The following is a 17617-nucleotide window of genomic DNA, read 5'->3' as shown; positions in this document are numbered from 1 at the left end:
GGCCTAGCGGCCGAACACCTCGAACGCCACGGCGGGCTTCCCGCCGAACCGCTCGCTCGACATCGCGGCACCGCGGGTCAGGAATTCCCGGACGTACGATTCCGGGTCCTCGTCGGTCAACACCTCGATGTAGGTGCGGTGTTCGAGCAGCGAGCGCACCGCGCGCTCCAGACGGTCTTCGGTCGCCTCCACCGCGTGCGTGGGGCTGCTGGAGCCGGCGACGGCGACCCAGCGGACGCCGCTCCAGGGTTCCAGGCCCTGCTCGACGAGCTCCGGGAAGATCCACCGGTTCCCCGCGTCGCCCGCCGCGTCCAGCGTGGCACGGCCGACGGCCACATGGTCCGGGGTGTTCCAGGCGACGCCGCCCCAGGTGTCCCGGTGGTTGAGGGTGATCACCAGCTCGGGCCGGTGCCTGCGGATGGCGGCGGCGATGTCCCGGCGCAGGCCGGTGCCGTACTCGATCACCCCGTCCTTGTGGTCGAGGAACTCCACCACCGACACCCCCACGACAGCCGCGCTCGCCCGCTGCTCACGCTCCCGCAGCGGACCGCACTTCTGCGGCTCCAGCGTGTCGATGCCCGCCTCTCCGCTGGTCGCCAGGACGTAGGCGACCTCTCGACCGCCGGCGGTCCAGGCGGCGATGGCCGCAGGGTAGCTCCGCTGGGGGTGCTGCCGCGAGGGTTGTCGGTTCGCTGCGGCGCCGTCGTGGCTGGTCGCGCAGTTCCCCGCGCCCCTTTGGGGCGCTGCCGAACCGCCGCTGACTTCGCGCAGCCCACTGAGCGGCCGTCAGCGGGCCGCCAGGCTGGAGCGGCGTACCACCAGCTCGGGCTGGAGCACGACACGGCGGTGCTCGTGCTGTCTCGGTCCGCCGTTTTCCGCCTCCGTCTCCTCGAGGAGCAGTTCGGCGGCCAGGGCGCCCATGGGGACGGCGGGCTGGCGGACCGAGGTGAGGGGGACGGCGGCGGCGGCCGCGAACTCGATGTCGTCGTAGCCGACGATCGCGAGGTCGTCGGGGACGCCGACACCGGCCGCGTACATGGCCTGGAGGACGCCGAGGGCCAGCAGGTCGTTGGCGCAGAACACGGCGGTCGGGCGGTCGGCGAGGCCGAGGAGGCGGGCGCCCGCGTCCCGGCCGGCGGCGACGTCGAGCCGCTCGGTGGGCAGTTCGCGCAGGGCGCCGGGGCCCAGGCCCGCCTCGGTGAGCGCATTGAGCGCGCCGGTGCGGCGGTCGCGCACCTGGTTGAGGCCGGGCGGGCCGCTGACGTACGCGATGGAGCGGTGCCCGGCGTCCACCAGGTGGCGTACGGCCAGCGCGCCGCCCGCCACGTCGTCCACGGACACCGAGCACTCGGTGGTGCCGTCGGCGACACGGTCGACCAGCACGAAGGGGATGCCGTGGCGGCGGAACGCGTCGATGTTGCGGCCGCTGGCGTCGGTGGGCGTCAGCAGGACGCCGCGTACCCGCTGCTCGGCGAAGAGCGACAGATAGTCGGCCTCCTCGCCCGCGCTCTGCGCGCTGTTGCAGACCATCACGCCGAGTCCGGCCTGGCGCGCGGCCCGCTCGGCACCGCGCGCGACGTCCACGAAGAACGGGTTGCCCATGTCGAGGACGAGCAGGCCCATGATCCGGCTGCGGCCCGCGCGCAGCTGGCGCGCGGACTCACTGCGGACGTAGCCGAGCCGGTCGATCGCGGACAGCACCCGGGCGCGGGTCTCGGTGGCGACGGTGTCCGGGCGGTTGATCACGTTCGACACCGTGCCGACGGAGACTCCGGCGACTCGGGCGACGTCCTTGATACCCACCGACTGGGCCATCAGGCAGGGACCTCCAGGGAAACGAGGGGCGGCGGGAAGGTCTTCACATTACCGTCATGCCGCCCCATCAGTGCTGCAACGGTGCTTCGGTCACGCAGGAAGCCGGAAGTCGACGACTCGGAGCGCCGAGGGCGTCGTACCGCTGGACTTCTCCTGGTACATGACCGAGAGCACGTTGTCCTGCGCGATCCGCATCTCGTCTATCACGACCTCGCCGAACGCGTTCAGACCGCTGCCGTCGAACAGCAGTGTCCAGTCGGTGTACCCGGACGCCTTGGAGGCGCCGGCGATCCGGCCGAAGGGGAGGACGGCGTACGCGTTGTCGTACTTGTCGAGGACCAGCCTGGTGCGCTGGCTGGAGTTCAGGGCAACGGGGATCTCGGTCTTCTGCCAGGTGCCGGAGGAGTTCTTGCGGACGTGGAAGGCGCGGCCGTTTGCGGTGCGGTCGGCGACGTAGTCGGTGGTGCACTGGCCGAAGCGGCCGGGGACGTAGCTGATGATCGCGTGCGGCCGGCCGGAGGAGTCGGTGAACTGGCTCTCCTGGTTCATCAGGGAGTGGTCCGGGTTGAGCGCGTCCACGACCAGGCCGGAGTCCGTGACGGCGACCTTGTCGGAGCCTCCCGTCGTGCCGACGACGGTGCCCGCGTTGTTACGCCAGGTGCGGCCGCGATCGTCCGAGTAGACGTAACCCGTGTCGTGGTTGGTGATGCCGCCGCTGCTGCACATCACGGCGCCGTTCTGCTCGCGCCAGGTGAAGAAGGAGTGCAGCCGGCCGTTTCTGTCGTAGTCGATGCCGTGCAGGTACATGTTGCGGACCGTCGAGGAGCCGTGCTCGCTGGTGTAGGTGCCGGTGGAACTGCTCCACTCCCCCAGCGCGGTCCACGTCGAACCGTCGTACTCGGCAAGGGCGTTGCGGCCGTTGCCGGAGACGGCGACCCGGTAGCTGAGCTGGAGCCTGCCCTCGGGGGTGGAGATGAACTGCGGGTAGGTGAACTGCGAGGTGAGCGCCAGCCCGTCGAGCGTCGACCGGGGTGCGCCGAAGCGGCTCGCGGTCCAGCTGAGACCGGCCGGGTTGTCCATGAGCCCGGCGACCGACTTGACGTAGGTGAAGCCGTCGCTGTGGGAGTCCATGTTGAGGTGCAGCCGGCCGTCGACCTTGGAGACGCCCATGGAGATCACGTTGTGGGAGTCGTTGTAGCGGAGCGTGTGGCCGACCTTGACCGTGGACCAGGTGGTGGCGCCGAGGGCGCGGCGGCCGACGACGGCGTTGCGGTCGGCGGTGTACCAGACGGCGTACTGGTAGCCCTTGTAGGTCAGCAGGCCGTTCTTCTGGAAGGAGTTGTTGTTGACCAGGCCGTCGTAGGAGACGAAGAAGATGGCCTGGGTGTCGAGGGTGGTGGTGCCGGTCCGGGTGACGGAGGGGCCGGGGTCGGCCGCCCTCGCGGTGCCGGGGGTGGCCACGGCGGCCAACAGCGCGGTCGCCAGTACAGCGCGTCTTCTCATGAAAGCAACTCCGGCTCAGGCTAGGTGGAAGACTTCGGTGAGGGGTTGCATCGATTCGTCGGGTCGGGCGCCGTCCAGGGACTCGAAGAACGGCGCCATCTCCGCCTGCCAACGGGCGTTGACGTCGGTTGCCTCCATGCCGGCCTGGGCGGCGGCGAAGTCCTCGGTCTCCAAGTAGCCGACCAGCAGGCCGTCTTCACGCAGGAAGAGCGAGTAGTTGTGCCAGCCGGTGGCCGAGAGCGCGTCCAGCATCTCCGGCCACACGGCGGCGTGCCGCTCGCGGTACTCGTCGAGGCGGTCCGCCCTGACCTTCAGCAGAAAGCACACACGCTGCATCAACAGCCCCCAGGGAATCCGACGTCGGACCGGATCAGAAGTCGAACTCGTCGATGTTCTTGACGTCGAACACGGTCGGCTTGCCGAGGCTGATCACGCCGTCCTTGCCGATGGTGTACTCGCCCATGTCTCCGGCGGTGAAGGTCTCGCCCTCCTTGCCGGTGATCTGCCCGGACACCAGCGCGACGGAGGTACGGGCGGCCAGCTCGCCCAGCTTGGCCGGGTTCCACAGCTCGAAGGCCTCGACGGTGCCGTTCTTGACGTACTTGCGCATGTCGTTCGGGGTGCCGAGGCCGGTCAGCTTGACCTTGCCCTTGTACTTCGAGCCCGACAGGTACTGTGCCGCCGCCTTGATGCCGACGGTGGTCGGGGAGATGATCCCCTTCAGGTTCGGGTACTCCTGGAGCAGGCCCTGGGTCTGCTGGAAGGACTGCTGGGCGTCGTCGTTGCCGTACGCGACCTTCACCAGCTTCATGTCCTTGTACTTGGGATCCTTGAGCTCGTCCTTCATGAAGTCGATCCAGGTGTTCTGGTTGGTCGCGGTCTGCGCGGCGGACAGAATCGCGATCTCGCCCTTGTAGCCGAGCTGTTCGCCGAGCAGCTGCACCTCGGTGCGGCCCAGGTCCTCTGCGCTGGCCTGCGAGACGAAGGCGTTGCGGCAGTCGGCCTTGGTGTCCGAGTCGTAGGTGACGACCTTGATGTCGTTCTTCATCGCCTGCTTGAGCGCGGTGCACAGAGCGCCCGGGTCCTGCGCGGAGACGGCCATCGCGTCGACCTGCTGCTGGGTGAGCGTGTTGACGTAACTCACCTGCCCGGCCGTGTCGGTGGCGCTGCTCGGACCGACCTCCTTGTAGCTGGAGCCGAGCTCCTTCAGCGCCGCCTCGCCGCCCTTGTCGGCGGAGGTGAAGTACGGGTTGTTGACCTGCTTGGGCAGGAACCCGACGGTCAGGCCCTTCTTCAACTCGGCGTTCGGGTCGGCCTTGCCTGCGGTGGCGGCGGAGGCATCCTCGTCGGCGACGTCCTTCTTGGTGGTACCACCGCCGCAGGCGGTGAGGGCCAGAGCGAGAGAGGTGGCGGCGGCGAGGGCCGCACAGGTACGGCGGAGAGATGACTTACGCATAACGGTTTCCTTCTGAAAGAGGGTGAGCGGAACGCGCCCTTCAGGGGCGCGGGGAACTGCGCGACCAGCCACAACGGACCCACAGCCATAAGACGGCCCTACGACGTGAGCCTCTGCGCCCGAGCGACAGAAATCTGACGTGCCACCCGAGGCCCCAACACGGACAGCACCAACAGCACACCGGTGACGACGATCTGCGACTGCGCGGAAACGTCCTGAAGACTCATCACGTTCTGCAGCGCACCCAGCAGGAACACACCCGCAATCGCACCGCCGAGCGTCCCCTTGCCCCCGTCGAAGTCGATCCCACCGAGCAACACGGCGGCAACGACGGACAGTTCGAGCCCCATCGCGTTGTCATACCGAGCGGACGCGTAATGCAACGCCCAGAAGATGCCGGTGAGCGAAGCCATAAGCCCCGTCACCGTGAACAGGATCAGCTTCTGCCGCTTGACCCGGATGCCGGCGAACCGCGCCGCCTCCTCGCTCGCGCCGGTCGCGAAGACCGACCGGCCGAACGGGGTGGCGTGCAGAACGACCACGCCGATCGCGAGGAGCACCAGGAAGGGCAGGAAGGCGTACGGGATGAAGGTGTCGCCGAGACGTCCGGACGCGAAGTCCAGGTACTGGGTGGGGAAGTCGGTCACCGCGTCCGAACCGAGCACGATCTGGGCGATGCCCCGGTAGGCGGCGAGGGTTCCGATCGTGACGGCGAGGGAGGGCAGCCCGAGCCGGGTGACTAGCAGACCGTTGATGAGACCGCAGACCACGCCGAGCAGCAGGCAGATCGGGATGATCGTTTCGATCGTCATGCCCTGGTTCCACAGCGCTCCCATGACAGCGCCGGAGAGACCGGCGGTGGAGGCTACCGAGAGATCGATCTCGCCCGAGACGACCAGGAGGGTCATCGGCAGGGCGATCAATGCGATCGGAAGGGTGTTGCCGATCAGGAACGACAGGTTGAGAGCGTTCCCGAAACCGTCGACCGTACCGAAGGAGAGCAGGAGCACGACGATCAGAAGCGCGCCGACGGCTGAATCCCACCTTTTCAAGGCGGACCAGCGGATCGCGCGCGAAAGAGCCGAGTCAGCCATGGCGGGCGTTCCTCTTCTTCAGGGCGGAGGCCACGCGCAGGGCGACGATCCGGTCGACCGCGATGGCGAGCAGTAGCAGGATGCCGTTGATGGCGAGCACCCAGACGGAGCTGACACCGAGGGCGGGCAGCACGCTGTTGATGGAGGTCAGCAGCAGCGCGCCGAGCGCGGCGCCGTACACGCTGCCGGAGCCGCCGGTGAACACCACACCGCCGACCACGACCGCGCTGACGACGGTGAGTTCGTAGCCGTTGCCGGTACCGGAGTCGACGTTGCCGAACCGGGCCAGGTACATCGCGCCCGCGAGCCCGGCGAGGGCGCCGCAGAAGGTGTACGCGGCCAGGATCCGCTTGCGGACCGGGATGCCGGCGAGCCGCGCGGCCTCGGGGTTGGATCCGAGCGCGTACAGCTCGCGTCCGCTGCCGAAGTGCTTGAGGTAGTACGCCGTCGCCACCAGGACCGCCAGCGCGATCAGCGCCAGCCACGGCACCGCCCAGATGCCGCCGGAGCCGAAGTCGACGAAGCCGTCCGGCAGGTCGGCGGCGGTGATCTGGCGGGAGCCGACCCAGATCGAGTCGATGCCGCGGATGATGTAGAGCGTGCCGAGGGTGACGACGAGGGCGGGCACCTGGCCGACGCTGACGAGCAGTCCGTTCAGCAGGCCGCAGCCGATGCCGAGCAGTACGGCCAGCAGGATCGCGACGGTGGAGTTGCCGCCGCCCTGGAGGTAGGTCCCGGCCGCGAAGGCGCTGATCCCGAGTGTCGAGCCGACCGAGAGGTCGACGTTGCGGGTGATGACGACCAGGGACTGGCCGGTGGCGACCAGCACCAGGATGGTCGCGTTGAGCAGCAGGTCCTTGATGCCCTGCTCGGACAGGAACTCGCTGTTCCCCAACTGGGTGATGACGATCATCACCAGGAACACGACCAGGATGGCGAGTTCACGCATCTTGAAGACGCGGTCGACCAGCCGGGTGCCGCTGGACTTGGGCACCTCGGTCACGGGAGCCGGGTTGGTGGTCACCGTCATGCGGCGGCCCTCCCCGTGGCTGCGGCCATCACGGTTTCCTCGGTGGCGTCGGAGCGCGGGATCTCTGCGGTGAGGCGGCCCTCGTGCATCACGAGCACGCGGTCGGCCATGCCGAGGATCTCGGGCAGGTCGGAGGAGATCATCAGGACGGCCACGCCGCCGGCGGCCAGCTCGCTCAGCAGCCGGTGGACCTCGGCCTTCGTACCGACGTCGATGCCGCGGGTGGGCTCGTCGACGATCAGCACCTTGGGGCCGGTGGCCAGCCACTTGGCGAGGACGACCTTCTGCTGGTTGCCGCCGGAGAGCGTGTTCACGGTGTCGGCGATCCGGGCGTACTTGACCTGGAGCTTGACCGCCCAGTCGAGGGAGCGGCTGCGTTCGGCGCCACGGTCCATGAGGCCGGCCCTGACCGTCGTACGGAGTCCGGTGAGGCCGATGTTTCGCTCGATGGACATGTCCATCACCAGCCCCTGGGCGCGCCGGTCCTCGGGAACCATGGCGAGCCCGGCGGCCATCGCCGTGGAGGGCGCGCCGTTGGTCAGCTTCCGCCCCTGGACCTCGACCTCGCCGGCGTCCCAGCGGTCGATGCCGAAGACGGCACGGGCGACCTCCGTGCGACCCGCGCCGACAAGCCCCGCGAGGCCGACGATCTCGCCGGTGCGGACCTCGAAGGAGACGTCGGTGAAGACGCCCTCACGGGTCAGCCGCCGTACGCTCAGGGCGACCTCACCGGGCCGGACGTCCTGCTTCGGGTAGAGCTCGTCGAGATCGCGGCCGACCATGCGGCGTACGAGGTCGTCCTCGGTCATACCGTCCAGCGGCTCGCTGGCGATCCGGGCGCCGTCGCGCAGGGTGGTCACCGTCCGGGCGATCTGGAAGATCTCCTCCAGCCGGTGCGAGATGAACAGCACCGCGGCGCCCTGTTCGCGCAGGGTGCGGACGACGCCGAAGAGGCGGGCCACCTCGCTGCCGGTGAGGGCGGCGGTGGGCTCGTCCATGATCAGGACACGCGCGTCGAAGGACAGCGCCTTGGCGATCTCGACGATCTGCTGGTCGGCGATGGACAGTCCGCGGGCGGGACGGTCGGGGTCGAGTTCGACGCCCAGGCGCTGCATCAGCGCGGCGGTGGCGGCGTGGGTGGCCTTGTGGTCGATCCGGCCGAGGCCACGCCGCGGCTGGCGGCCCATGAAGATGTTCTCGGCGATCGACAGGTCGGGGAAGAGCGTGGGCTCCTGGTAGATCACGGCGATACCGGCGTCGCGGGCGTCGCCGGGACCGTGGAAGACCACGGGCTCACCGTCGAGCAGCACCTGGCCGGCGTCCGGCCGGTGCACCCCGGCGAGCGACTTGATGAGGGTCGACTTCCCGGCGCCGTTCTCACCGGCGAGTGCGTGTACCTCGCCGGGGAACAGTTCCAGGGTGACGTCCCGCAGAGCACGTACAGCGCCGAAGGACTTGGAAACGTCCTTCAGCGCAAGCACCGGGGCCGGACCCGTGTCGGACGGGTGGGTCATTGGGGGCTCCTCGACAACGCCGGCGGGACGGGCCTCACGGCGTCGTGAAAGGTTTCAACTGGGTTGCCGGGACGTTAGGCACCACAGCCATGTCACGTCAATGGGTCTGTGTCGAAAAAATTTCGATAGCCGAAGGTCACGGACCAGTCACGGGAATCGGGGTTGGTCAGAGGGGTTGACACCCCTTCGGAGGCGCCATAGCTTCCCGTTCTGAATCGTTTCATGCCGTAGTCATTGCCGTAGTCGTTGCCGTAGTCGTTGCTCCAGTCGTTACGACCCGATGCCACAGGAGTCCTGAAGTGACCGATCTCGCCGCGGTGAAGGCCGCCCTGAAGACCCAGGCCGTCGAGACGCCATCGTGGGCGTACGGGAACTCGGGCACGCGGTTCAAGGTGTTCGCGCAGCAGGGCGTTCCACGGACGCCGCGGGAGAAGCTGGACGATGCCGCCCAGGTGCACGCTTTCACCGGTGTCGCGCCGACCGTCGCCCTGCACATTCCGTGGGACAGGGTCGACGACTACGCGGCGCTGGCGAAGTACGCCGAGGAGCGCGGCGTGAAGCTGGGCGCGATCAACTCCAATACCTTCCAGGACGACGACTACAAGCTCGGCAGCATCTGTCATCCGGATGCGGCGGTGCGGCGCAAGGCTGTTGATCACTTGCTGGAGTGCGTCGACATCATGGATGCGACGGGCTCCGCCGACCTGAAGCTGTGGTTCGCGGACGGTACGAACTATCCCGGTCAGGATGATCTACGGGAGCGGCAGGATCGGCTGGCCGAAGGGCTTGCCGAGGTGTACGGGCGGCTCGGTGAGGGGCAGCGGATGCTGCTGGAGTACAAGTTCTTCGAGCCCGCCTTTTACTCGACCGACGTTCCGGACTGGGGTACGGCGTATGCGCACTGCCTCAAGTTGGGGCCGCAGGCCCAGGTCGTGGTCGACACCGGTCATCATGCGCCGGGTACGAACATCGAGTTCATCGTGGCGACGCTGCTGCGGGAGGGGAAGCTCGGGGGGTTCGACTTCAACTCGCGCTTCTATGCGGATGACGATCTGATGGTGGGGGCCGCTGATCCGTTCCAGTTGTTCCGGATCATGTATGAGGTGGTGCGTGGGGGTGGGCTCACGTCCGACGTCGCCTTCATGCTCGATCAGTGTCACAACATCGAGGCGAAGATCCCGGCGATCGTACGTTCCGTGATGAATGTGCAGGAGGCTACGGCGAAGGCGCTGCTGGTCGACCGGTCGGCGTTGGCTGCGGCGCAGGTGTCGGGTGACGTTCTTGATGCGAATGCCGTGCTGATGGATGCGTACAACACGGACGTACGTCCGCTTCTTGCCGAGGTACGCGAGGAGATGGGGCTGGACGGGGACCCGATGGCTGCGTACCGCCGGTCCGGGTGGGCCGAGAAGATCGTCGCCGAGCGGGTTGGAGGGGAGCAGGCCGGTTGGGGCGCGTAAGCGTCTGCCGGGATCTGTTTCGTCGCGGGGTGCGGGCCGGTTGTGGCTGGTCGCGCAGTTCCCCGCGCCCCTAGGTGAATGCACTTGCCGTCTCTCAAGTAAGGACTGACCGTTCATGGCACCGCACCCCGAAGCCGCTGCTCTTCTCGCCCGGTCCCATCGGCTCGGCGCTGATCCCCGTAACACCAACTACGCCGGCGGGAACACGTCGGCGAAGGGCACCGACACCGATCCCGTCACCGGGGGTGATGTGGAGCTGATGTGGGTGAAGGGGTCCGGGGGTGATCTCGGGACTCTCACGGAATCCGGGCTGGCCGTGTTGCGGCTGGATCGGATGCGGGCGCTCGTCGATGTCTACCCGGGCGTTGAGCGTGAGGACGAGATGGTGGCGGCGTTCGACTACTGCCTGCACGGCAAGGGTGGTGCCGCGCCCTCGATCGACACCGCGATGCACGGGCTGGTCGAGGCCGCGCACGTCGATCATCTGCACCCCGACTCGGGGATCGCGCTGGCGTGTGCCGCCGACGGGGAGAAGCTGACCGCCGAGTGCTTCGGGGACAGCGTGGTGTGGGTCCCCTGGCGCCGGCCCGGCTTTCAGCTGGGGCTGGACATCGCTGCCGTGAAGGAGGCCAACCCGCAGGCGATCGGGTGCGTTCTCGGCGGGCACGGGATCACCGCGTGGGGTGACACCTCCGAGGAGTGCGAGCGGAATTCGCTGCACATCATCCGTACCGCCGAGGCGTTTCTGGAAGAGCGCGGGAAGGCCGAGCCCTTCGGGCCGGTGATCGAGGGATACGCCGCCCTCAGCGCGGCCGAGCGGCGGGAGCGGGCGGCCGCGCTGGCACCTCATGTCCGTGGCATCGCGTCCCAGGACCGCCCGCAGGTCGGGCACTTCAACGACTCCGAGGTCGTCCTCGACTTCCTTGCGTCCGCCGAGCACCCGCGCCTCGCCGCCCTCGGCACCTCCTGCCCCGACCACTTCCTGCGGACGAAGGTCCGGCCGCTGGTGCTCGACCTGCCGCCGACCACCCCGCTGGACGAGGCGATCGCACGGCTCAGGGAGCTGCACGCCGCCTACCGTGAGGAGTACGCCGCCTACTACCAGCGGCACGCCCTGCCCGACTCCCCCGCGATGCGCGGGGCCGACCCGGCGATCGTGCTGATTCCCGGCGTCGGCATGTTCAGCTTCGGCAAGGACAAGCAGACCGCGCGGGTGGCCGGCGAGTTCTACGTCAACGCCATCAATGTGATGCGCGGGGCCGAGGCCGTGTCGGCGTATGCGCCGATCGAGGAGTCCGAGAAGTTCCGAATCGAGTACTGGGCCCTGGAGGAGGCCAAGCTTCAGCGGATGCCCAAGCCCAAGGCGCTGGCGACTCGCGTGGCGTTGGTGACGGGGGCCGGGAGCGGGATCGGCAAGGCGATCGCCGGGCGGCTCGTGGCCGAGGGGGCGTGTGTCGTCGTCGCGGATCTGAATGCCGAGAACGCCGGCAGGGTCGCCGAGGAGCTCGGCGGGCCGGACAAGGCCGTCGCCGTGACGGTGGATGTGACGAGCGAGGAGCAGATCGCCGACGCCTTCAAGGCGGCCGTGCTGGCCTTCGGCGGGGTCGATCTGGTGGTCAACAACGCCGGTATCTCCATCTCCAAGCCGCTGCTGGAGACTTCGGCGAAGGACTGGGACCTTCAGCACGACATCATGGCCCGCGGGTCCTTCCTCGTCTCGCGCGAGGCCGCCCGGGTGATGATCGCGCAGGGGCTGGGCGGCGACATCGTCTACATCGCCTCCAAGAACGCCGTCTTCGCCGGGCCCAACAACATTGCCTACTCCGCCACCAAAGCCGATCAGGCCCACCAAGTACGGCTGCTGGCCGCCGAGTTGGGCGAGCACGGCATCCGTGTCAACGGGATCAATCCGGATGGTGTGGTGCGCGGGTCCGGAATCTTCGCGGGTGGCTGGGGTGCGCAGCGGGCCGCCGTGTACGGGGTGGACGAGGCGAAGCTGGGCGAGTTCTACGCCCAGCGGACGATCCTCAAGCGCGAGGTGCTGCCCGAGCATGTCGCCAATGCCGTGTTCGCGCTGACCGGTGGGGAGTTGACGCACACCACCGGGCTGCATGTCCCGGTCGACGCCGGTGTCGCGGCCGCGTTCCTGCGATGAGTGCCGCCGTGAAGTCGTACGCAGCGGTCGACCTCGGTGCGTCCAGCGGGCGCGTCATGGTCGGCCGCGTCGGGCCCGACTCGCTGGAGCTGGCGGAGGCGCACCGGTTCGTGAACCGGCCGGTGCGGGTGCCGGAGGGGCTGCGGTGGGACGTACTCGGCCTGTACGCCGGAGTGCTGGACGGGCTCAGGGCCGCGGGACGGGTCGACTCCGTCGGCATCGACAGCTGGGCCGTGGACTACGGTCTGCTCGACGCGGACGGGGCGCTGCTCGGTAACCCCGTGCACTATCGCGACACCCGCACGGAGGGGATCGCTGAGAAGGTGTGGGCGACCGTGCCCGCCCCCGAGCTGTATGCGGCGACCGGACTCCAGTACGCGCCCTTCAACACGCTGTACCAGCTGGTCGCCGCCCGTTCCGCCGGGCAATTGGCGCACGCCAAGCGCCTGTTGCTCGTGCCGGACCTGCTCTCCTACTGGCTCACCGGCGAGCAGGGCACCGAGCTCACCAACGCCTCGACGACCCAGCTGATCGATCCCCGGACGCGCGACTGGTCGTACGACGTCGCCGCCCGGGTCGGTATCGACCTCGGCCTGTTCGCGCCGCTCAGACAACCCGGCGATCCGGCGGGCGTGCTGCGGCCCGAGGTGCTGGAGGAGACCGGGCTGACCGGGCCGGTGCCGGTGACGGCGGTCGGCTCGCACGACACGGCGTCGGCGGTGGCGGCGGTGCCGGCCGAGGGCGAGCGGTTCGCTTACATCTGCACCGGCACCTGGTCCCTGGCGGGCCTGGAGCTGGACGCGCCCGTGCTGAGCGAGGCGAGCCGCGCCGCCAACTTCACCAATGAGCTGGGGCTGGACGGCACGGTCCGCTATCTGCGCAACATCATGGGCCTGTGGCTGCTCCAGGAGTGTGTACGGGCCTGGGGTGAGCCGGAGTTGGGCGGGCTGCTGCTCGACGCGGCCAAGGCGCCGGCGCTGCGGTCGGTCGTGGACGCGGGCGACGCGGCGTTCCTCGCGCCGGGGCGGATGCCGGAGCGGATCGCGGAGGCCTGCCGAGCCTCGGGGCAGCCGGTGCCCGAGTCCCCCGCCGAGATCACTCGCTGCATCCTCGACTCCCTCGCGCTCGCCCATCGCCGGGCGGTCGAGGAAGCGCAGCGGCTGGCCGACCATCCGGTCGACGTCGTGCATGTCGTCGGCGGCGGCACCCGTAACGCGCTGCTGTGCCAGCTGACCGCCGACGCCTGTGGACTGCCGGTGGTGGCGGGCCCGACGGAGGCGGCCGCCCTCGGGAACGTCCTGGTCCAGGCGCGGGCGCACGGGCTCGTCGGCGACCGTGCGGAGACGCGGCGACTGCTCACCCGTACGCAGCCGCTCACGCGGTACGAGCCGCGCGGCGACACCGCACGCTGGCGCTCGGCTCAGGCCCGGCTCACCGGGCGGTGACCGGGGACTCCCCCGCGTCCTGTTGCCGGACTACGCTGCACTCATCCGATGATCGATCACAAGGAGCCGCGATGCGTGTCGCCCTGTTCCTGACCTGTGTCAACGACACGCTCTATCCGGACACGGGACGCGCCGTGGTGAAACTGCTGACCAGGCTGGGCGTCGAGGTCGACTTCCCGATGGCCCAGACCTGCTGCGGGCAGGCGCACTACAACACCGGCTACCGGCATGAGGCGGAGCCGCTGGCCCGGCATTTCTCCGATGTATTCGGGGAGTACGAGGCGATCGTGACCCCGTCGGGGTCGTGTGGGGCGATGGTGCGGGAGCTGTATCCGCGGATGGGCGAGCGAGCGCGGGCCGAGGGGCGCGGGGACACACTCGCCGCCACGTTGGCTCCGGTGATCCCGAAGACGTACGAACTCACGGAGTTCCTGGTCGATGTGCTCGGGGTGACGGACGTCGGCGCGTACTACCCGCACAAGGTGACCTACCACCCGACCTGCCACGGGCTGCGCAGTCTGGGCCTGGGCGACCGGCCACGGCGGCTGCTCCAGGCCGTCAAAGGGCTGGAGCTGGCCGAGTTGCCGGGTGCCGACGAGTGCTGCGGATTCGGCGGCACCTTCGCGCTGAAGAACTCCGATGTCTCCGCGGCGATGGGCGCGGACAAGGTGCGCAACGCCGAGTCGACGGGCGCCGAGGTGCTGTGCGCGGCCGACAACTCCTGTCTGATGCACATCGGCGGGACCATGGCCCGGCTCAGCACCGGCATGCGGCCGGTCCACATCGCGGAGATCCTGGCGAGCACGGAAGAGGAGCCGGTGGCATGAGCGGCACATTCGTAGGCATGCCGGCCTTCCCCAAGGCCGCACACGAGGCGGTACACAACCAGACCCTGCGCGGCAATCTGCGCCACGCCACCCACACCATCCGCGCCAAGCGGGCCAAAGCGGTCGGCGAGGTCTCCGACTGGGCGGCGCTGCGGGAGGCGGGCAAGCAGATCAAGGACCACACACTGCGTCATCTCGGCCACTATCTGGAGCAGTTGGAGAAGTCGGTGACGGCCGCGGGCGGTACGGTCCACTGGGCCGCCGACGCCGACGAGGCCAACCGGATCGTGACGCAACTGGTCAAGGAGACCGGCGAATCGGAGGTCGTCAAGGTCAAGTCGATGGCCACGCAGGAGATCGGGCTCAACGAGGCGCTCGAAGAAGAAGGCATCCACGCCTACGAGACCGATCTCGCCGAGCTGATCGTGCAGTTGGGCAAGGACCGGCCCTCGCACATCCTCGTCCCGGCGATCCACCGCAACCGCGGGGAGATCCGGGACATCTTCGCCCGCGAGATGAGCGAGTGGGGCCGCCCTGCTCCCGAAGGCCTGACCGACACACCCGCTGAACTCGCCGAGGCCGCCCGCCTCCACCTCCGCGAGAAGTTCCTGCGCGCCAAGGTCGGCGTCTCCGGCGCCAACTTCATGATCGCCGAGACCGGCACGCTCGTCGTCGTGGAGTCCGAGGGCAACGGACGGATGTGCCTGACCCTGCCCGAGACGCTGATCTCGGTCGTCGGCATCGAGAAGATCCTGCCGACCTGGCAGGACCTGGAGGTGTTCCTCCAGACGCTGCCGCGCTCGTCGACGGCGGAGCGCATGAATCCGTACACGAGCATGTGGACGGGAACGACCGACTCCGGGACGGCTGACGGCCCTCAGACCTTCCACCTGGTACTCCTCGACAACGGCCGCACCGACACGCTCGCCGACGAGGTCGGCCGCCAGGCCCTGCGCTGCATCCGCTGCTCGGCGTGTCTCAACGTGTGCCCGGTGTACGAGCGGGCCGGCGGCCATGCGTACGGCTCCGTCTATCCGGGCCCGATCGGAGCCATTCTCAGCCCGCAGCTCCGGGGTACGGACAGCGAGATCGACGCCTCACTGCCGTACGCCTCGTCGCTGTGCGGTGCCTGCTACGACGTGTGCCCGGTCGCCATCGACATCCCCGAAGTGCTGGTGCATCTGCGGGAACGTGTCGTGGAGGGCGGTCAGGTGACCCGCGAGGGCAACAAGGTGGTGCTGAAGCCGGCGAAGGGACATGCCGCCGAGCGGGCGGCCATGCGGGCGGCACGCTGGGCGTTCGCCCGCCCGGGAGTCCTGCGCACCGGCCAGCGGCTCGCCTCGCGCACCCGCAGGCTCCATCCGCGCACGCTGCCGGGCCCCGGCAAGGCGTGGAGCGGCAGCAGAGATCTGCCCCCGGTGCCGTCCGAACCCTTCCGGGACTGGTGGCAGCGTACGCAAGGCGGAAAGGACGGTGCGAAGTGAGCAGCAGGGAACGGATCCTGGGCCGGGTGCACCGCGCGCTCGCGGACGTGCAACCGGACGACACGCCGTACGACCAGGCGATCACGCGCGCGTATCTCGGCGAACACGGGAACCGGAGTGTCGCGGAGACGGTGGATCTGCTCGCCGAGAACCTGGCGGACTACCGGGCGATCGTGCACCGCACCACCGGCGCGGGACTCGCCGGGGTGATCGCGGGACTGCTCGACGCACGGGGATCGGTCTCCGTCGCCGTACCGCCGGGGCTGGACGCGGGCTGGCTGGCGGCGACCGAGGTGCCCCGGGTGCCGGACCTGGCGGAGAGCACGTCGTACGAACTGGACCGTGTCGACAGCGTGGTGACGGGCTGCGCGATCGCGATCGCCGAGACCGGCACGATCGTCCTGGACGGCTCCCCCGACCAGGGCCGCCGCCGCATCACCCTCGTCCCCGATCACCACATCTGCGTCGTACGCGTCCCCGACCAGGTCGTCTCCTCCGTCCCGCAGGCCCTGCCGCGCCTCGACCCGACACGCCCGCTGACCTGGATCTCCGGCCCCTCCGCGACCAGCGACATCGAACTCGACCGGGTCGAGGGGGTGCACGGGCCGCGCACACTGGAGGTGGTCCTGGTGAGCGGAGAGTGACCGGCGCCGTTAGCGTGAAGGCATGATCCGGTTCGATCAGGTCACCAAGCGGTATCCGGACGGTACGACGGCCGTGGACGGGCTCGACTTCGAGGTGTCCGAGGGCGAGCTCGTCACGCTCGTCGGCCCGTCCGGCTGCGGCAAGACGACGACCATGATGATGGTGAACCGGCTGATCGAACCGACGGCCGGGCAGATCTTCGTGAACGGCGAGGACATCGCGAAGGTCGATCCCGTACGGCTGCGCCGCCGTATCGGTTACGTCATCCAGCAGGTGGGCCTGTTCCCGCATCGCACGATCCTCGACAACACGGCGACCGTGCCGTCACTGGTCGGCTGGAAGAAGGCGAAGGCACGGGCACGGGCGGCGGAGTTGCTCGATCTGGTGGGGCTGGATCCGAAGACGTACGGGCGTCGCTATCCGGAGCAGTTGTCGGGCGGGCAGCGGCAACGGGTGGGGGTGGCGCGGGCACTGGCCGCCGATCCGCCGGTGCTGCTGATGGACGAGCCGTTCGGCGCGGTCGACCCGGTGGTGCGGGAGCAGTTGCAGGACGAGTTCCTGCGGATGCAGGCCGCGGTGCGCAAGACGGTGCTGCTGGTCACGCATGACATCGAGGAGGCGGTGCGGCTCGGCGACCGTATCGCCGTGTACGGGCAGGGGCGGATCGAGCAGTACGACACGCCCGGAGCGGTGCTGGGCGCCCCGTCGACTCCGTACGTCGCCGAGTTCGTGGGCGCCGACCGTGGGCTGAAACGGCTGTCCGTCACCGAGATCGAGGCCGACGACCTGGAGCAGCCGCCACTCGCCCGCCCCGACGAGCAGGCGGGAACCGCGGCCGAACGGCTGCGCGCGGAGGGCGCGCGCTGGGCCGTCGTACTCGACGAGGAGGGTGAACTGCTCGGCTGGGTCGGAGTCGACGACCTCGGGGCGGGCGGTTCGGTCGGCGAGCGCGCACACCGGATGAACGCCTGGGTCCCGGTCGGCGCACCTCTGAAGCAGGCGTTCGGCGTGATGCTCCAGCACGACGCCGGCTGGGTCGCCGTCCTGGACGGCGCCCGCTTCCTGGGCGTCCTGACCCCGGCGAAGCTGCACGAGGCGCTACGGCGCTCCGTCGACGCGGACGCGCTGGGCGTGCCACGCGATCAGGTGTCGTTCGACTCGGTCGCGGACGCGTAACGGGAGTCGGAAC

Annotated in this window: 14 protein-coding genes and 1 pseudogene; 7 read left to right on the top strand and 8 right to left on the bottom strand. The window is 69.2% G+C overall.

Features of this window, described 5'->3' with window-relative positions; genetic code table 11:
• Window positions 1-3: 3 nt before the first annotated feature.
• The 8 genes and pseudogenes from KCH87_RS17875 to KCH87_RS17840 all read right to left on the bottom strand — a co-directional run.
• Window positions 4-648: pseudogene (locus KCH87_RS17875) on the bottom strand (PIG-L deacetylase family protein); the annotation flags it as partial.
• A gap of 138 nt (window positions 649-786) precedes the next feature.
• Window positions 787-1815 carry a LacI family DNA-binding transcriptional regulator gene (locus KCH87_RS17870; protein ID WP_210587111.1) on the bottom strand — a complete coding sequence of 343 codons (1029 nt, stop codon included), beginning with the start codon at window positions 1813-1815 and terminating at the stop codon, window positions 787-789.
• A gap of 90 nt (window positions 1816-1905) precedes the next feature.
• Window positions 1906-3318, bottom strand: coding sequence for a BNR repeat-containing protein (locus KCH87_RS17865; protein WP_210587110.1), 1413 nt, complete (start codon window positions 3316-3318; stop codon window positions 1906-1908).
• A 15-nt stretch (window positions 3319-3333) separates the two neighbouring features.
• Window positions 3334-3654 carry an L-rhamnose mutarotase gene (locus KCH87_RS17860; RefSeq protein WP_210587109.1) on the bottom strand — a complete coding sequence of 107 codons (321 nt, stop codon included), beginning with the start codon at window positions 3652-3654 and terminating at the stop codon, window positions 3334-3336.
• Window positions 3655-3688: 34 nt separating this feature from the next.
• The gene (gene rhaS / locus KCH87_RS17855) at window positions 3689-4774 is read right to left on the bottom strand and encodes a rhamnose ABC transporter substrate-binding protein (protein WP_210587108.1); all 1086 of its coding nucleotides are present in this window, start codon (window positions 4772-4774) and stop codon (window positions 3689-3691) included.
• A gap of 98 nt (window positions 4775-4872) precedes the next feature.
• The gene (locus tag KCH87_RS17850; protein ID WP_210587107.1) at window positions 4873-5868 is read right to left on the bottom strand and encodes an ABC transporter permease; all 996 of its coding nucleotides are present in this window, start codon (window positions 5866-5868) and stop codon (window positions 4873-4875) included.
• Window positions 5861-6898: an ABC transporter permease gene (locus KCH87_RS17845; RefSeq protein WP_210587106.1), complete on the bottom strand. Its 1038-nt coding sequence runs from the start codon at window positions 6896-6898 to the stop codon at window positions 5861-5863. Before KCH87_RS17845 ends, KCH87_RS17850 begins: the two co-directional genes overlap by 8 nt.
• On the bottom strand, window positions 6895-8412 hold the full coding sequence (locus KCH87_RS17840) for a sugar ABC transporter ATP-binding protein (protein ID WP_210587105.1): 1518 nt from the start codon (window positions 8410-8412) through the stop codon (window positions 6895-6897). The genes KCH87_RS17845 and KCH87_RS17840 overlap by 4 nt, the downstream gene beginning before the upstream one ends.
• A gap of 299 nt (window positions 8413-8711) precedes the next feature.
• Here KCH87_RS17840 and rhaI point away from each other — a divergent pair, with 299 nt between their 5' ends.
• The 7 genes from rhaI to KCH87_RS17805 all read left to right on the top strand — a co-directional run bounded on the left by rhaI (window position 8712) and on the right by KCH87_RS17805 (window position 17604).
• The gene (gene rhaI / locus KCH87_RS17835; protein WP_210587104.1) at window positions 8712-9872 is read left to right on the top strand and encodes an L-rhamnose isomerase; all 1161 of its coding nucleotides are present in this window, start codon (window positions 8712-8714) and stop codon (window positions 9870-9872) included.
• Window positions 9873-9987: 115 nt separating this feature from the next.
• Window positions 9988-12027: a bifunctional aldolase/short-chain dehydrogenase gene (locus KCH87_RS17830; RefSeq protein ID WP_210587103.1), complete on the top strand. Its 2040-nt coding sequence runs from the start codon at window positions 9988-9990 to the stop codon at window positions 12025-12027.
• An 8-nt stretch (window positions 12028-12035) separates the two neighbouring features.
• On the top strand, window positions 12036-13472 hold the full coding sequence (locus KCH87_RS17825) for a rhamnulokinase family protein (RefSeq protein WP_308298851.1): 1437 nt from the start codon (window positions 12036-12038) through the stop codon (window positions 13470-13472).
• Window positions 13473-13543: 71 nt separating this feature from the next.
• A complete protein-coding gene (locus KCH87_RS17820; RefSeq protein ID WP_210587101.1) occupies window positions 13544-14299 on the top strand; it encodes a (Fe-S)-binding protein in 756 nt (251 codons plus the stop codon).
• Window positions 14296-15783: a LutB/LldF family L-lactate oxidation iron-sulfur protein gene (locus tag KCH87_RS17815; RefSeq protein ID WP_210587100.1), complete on the top strand. Its 1488-nt coding sequence runs from the start codon at window positions 14296-14298 to the stop codon at window positions 15781-15783. Before KCH87_RS17820 ends, KCH87_RS17815 begins: the two co-directional genes overlap by 4 nt.
• Window positions 15780-16427 carry a lactate utilization protein C gene (locus tag KCH87_RS17810; RefSeq protein WP_210587099.1) on the top strand — a complete coding sequence of 216 codons (648 nt, stop codon included), beginning with the start codon at window positions 15780-15782 and terminating at the stop codon, window positions 16425-16427. The genes KCH87_RS17815 and KCH87_RS17810 overlap by 4 nt, the downstream gene beginning before the upstream one ends.
• 22 nt (window positions 16428-16449) lie before the next feature.
• The gene (locus tag KCH87_RS17805) at window positions 16450-17604 is read left to right on the top strand and encodes a betaine/proline/choline family ABC transporter ATP-binding protein (protein ID WP_210587098.1); all 1155 of its coding nucleotides are present in this window, start codon (window positions 16450-16452) and stop codon (window positions 17602-17604) included.
• The last annotated feature ends 13 nt before the right edge of the window (window positions 17605-17617 follow it).

Origin of the sequence: Streptomyces sp. GESEQ-35 (assembly GCF_017948485.1) — a bacterium.
Taxonomy (GTDB): domain Bacteria; phylum Actinomycetota; class Actinomycetes; order Streptomycetales; family Streptomycetaceae; genus Streptomyces.
Note: the sequence above shows the minus strand (reverse complement) of the source record. Positions and strands in the feature narration are given on the sequence as shown.

Coding starts and splice junctions, on each gene's coding strand:
- KCH87_RS17870 (WP_210587111.1), bottom strand. CDS start 1,815: ATGGCCCAGTCGGTGGGTATCAAGGACGTCGCCCGAGTCGCCGGAGTC.
- KCH87_RS17865 (WP_210587110.1), bottom strand. CDS start 3,318: ATGAGAAGACGCGCTGTACTGGCGACCGCGCTGTTGGCCGCCGTGGCC.
- KCH87_RS17860 (WP_210587109.1), bottom strand. CDS start 3,654: ATGCAGCGTGTGTGCTTTCTGCTGAAGGTCAGGGCGGACCGCCTCGAC.
- rhaS (WP_210587108.1), bottom strand. CDS start 4,774: ATGCGTAAGTCATCTCTCCGCCGTACCTGTGCGGCCCTCGCCGCCGCC.
- KCH87_RS17850 (WP_210587107.1), bottom strand. CDS start 5,868: ATGGCTGACTCGGCTCTTTCGCGCGCGATCCGCTGGTCCGCCTTGAAA.
- KCH87_RS17845 (WP_210587106.1), bottom strand. CDS start 6,898: ATGACGGTGACCACCAACCCGGCTCCCGTGACCGAGGTGCCCAAGTCC.
- KCH87_RS17840 (WP_210587105.1), bottom strand. CDS start 8,412: ATGACCCACCCGTCCGACACGGGTCCGGCCCCGGTGCTTGCGCTGAAG.
- KCH87_RS17830 (WP_210587103.1), top strand. CDS start 9,988: ATGGCACCGCACCCCGAAGCCGCTGCTCTTCTCGCCCGGTCCCATCGG.
- KCH87_RS17820 (WP_210587101.1), top strand. CDS start 13,544: ATGCGTGTCGCCCTGTTCCTGACCTGTGTCAACGACACGCTCTATCCG.
- KCH87_RS17815 (WP_210587100.1), top strand. CDS start 14,296: ATGAGCGGCACATTCGTAGGCATGCCGGCCTTCCCCAAGGCCGCACAC.
- KCH87_RS17805 (WP_210587098.1), top strand. CDS start 16,450: ATGATCCGGTTCGATCAGGTCACCAAGCGGTATCCGGACGGTACGACG.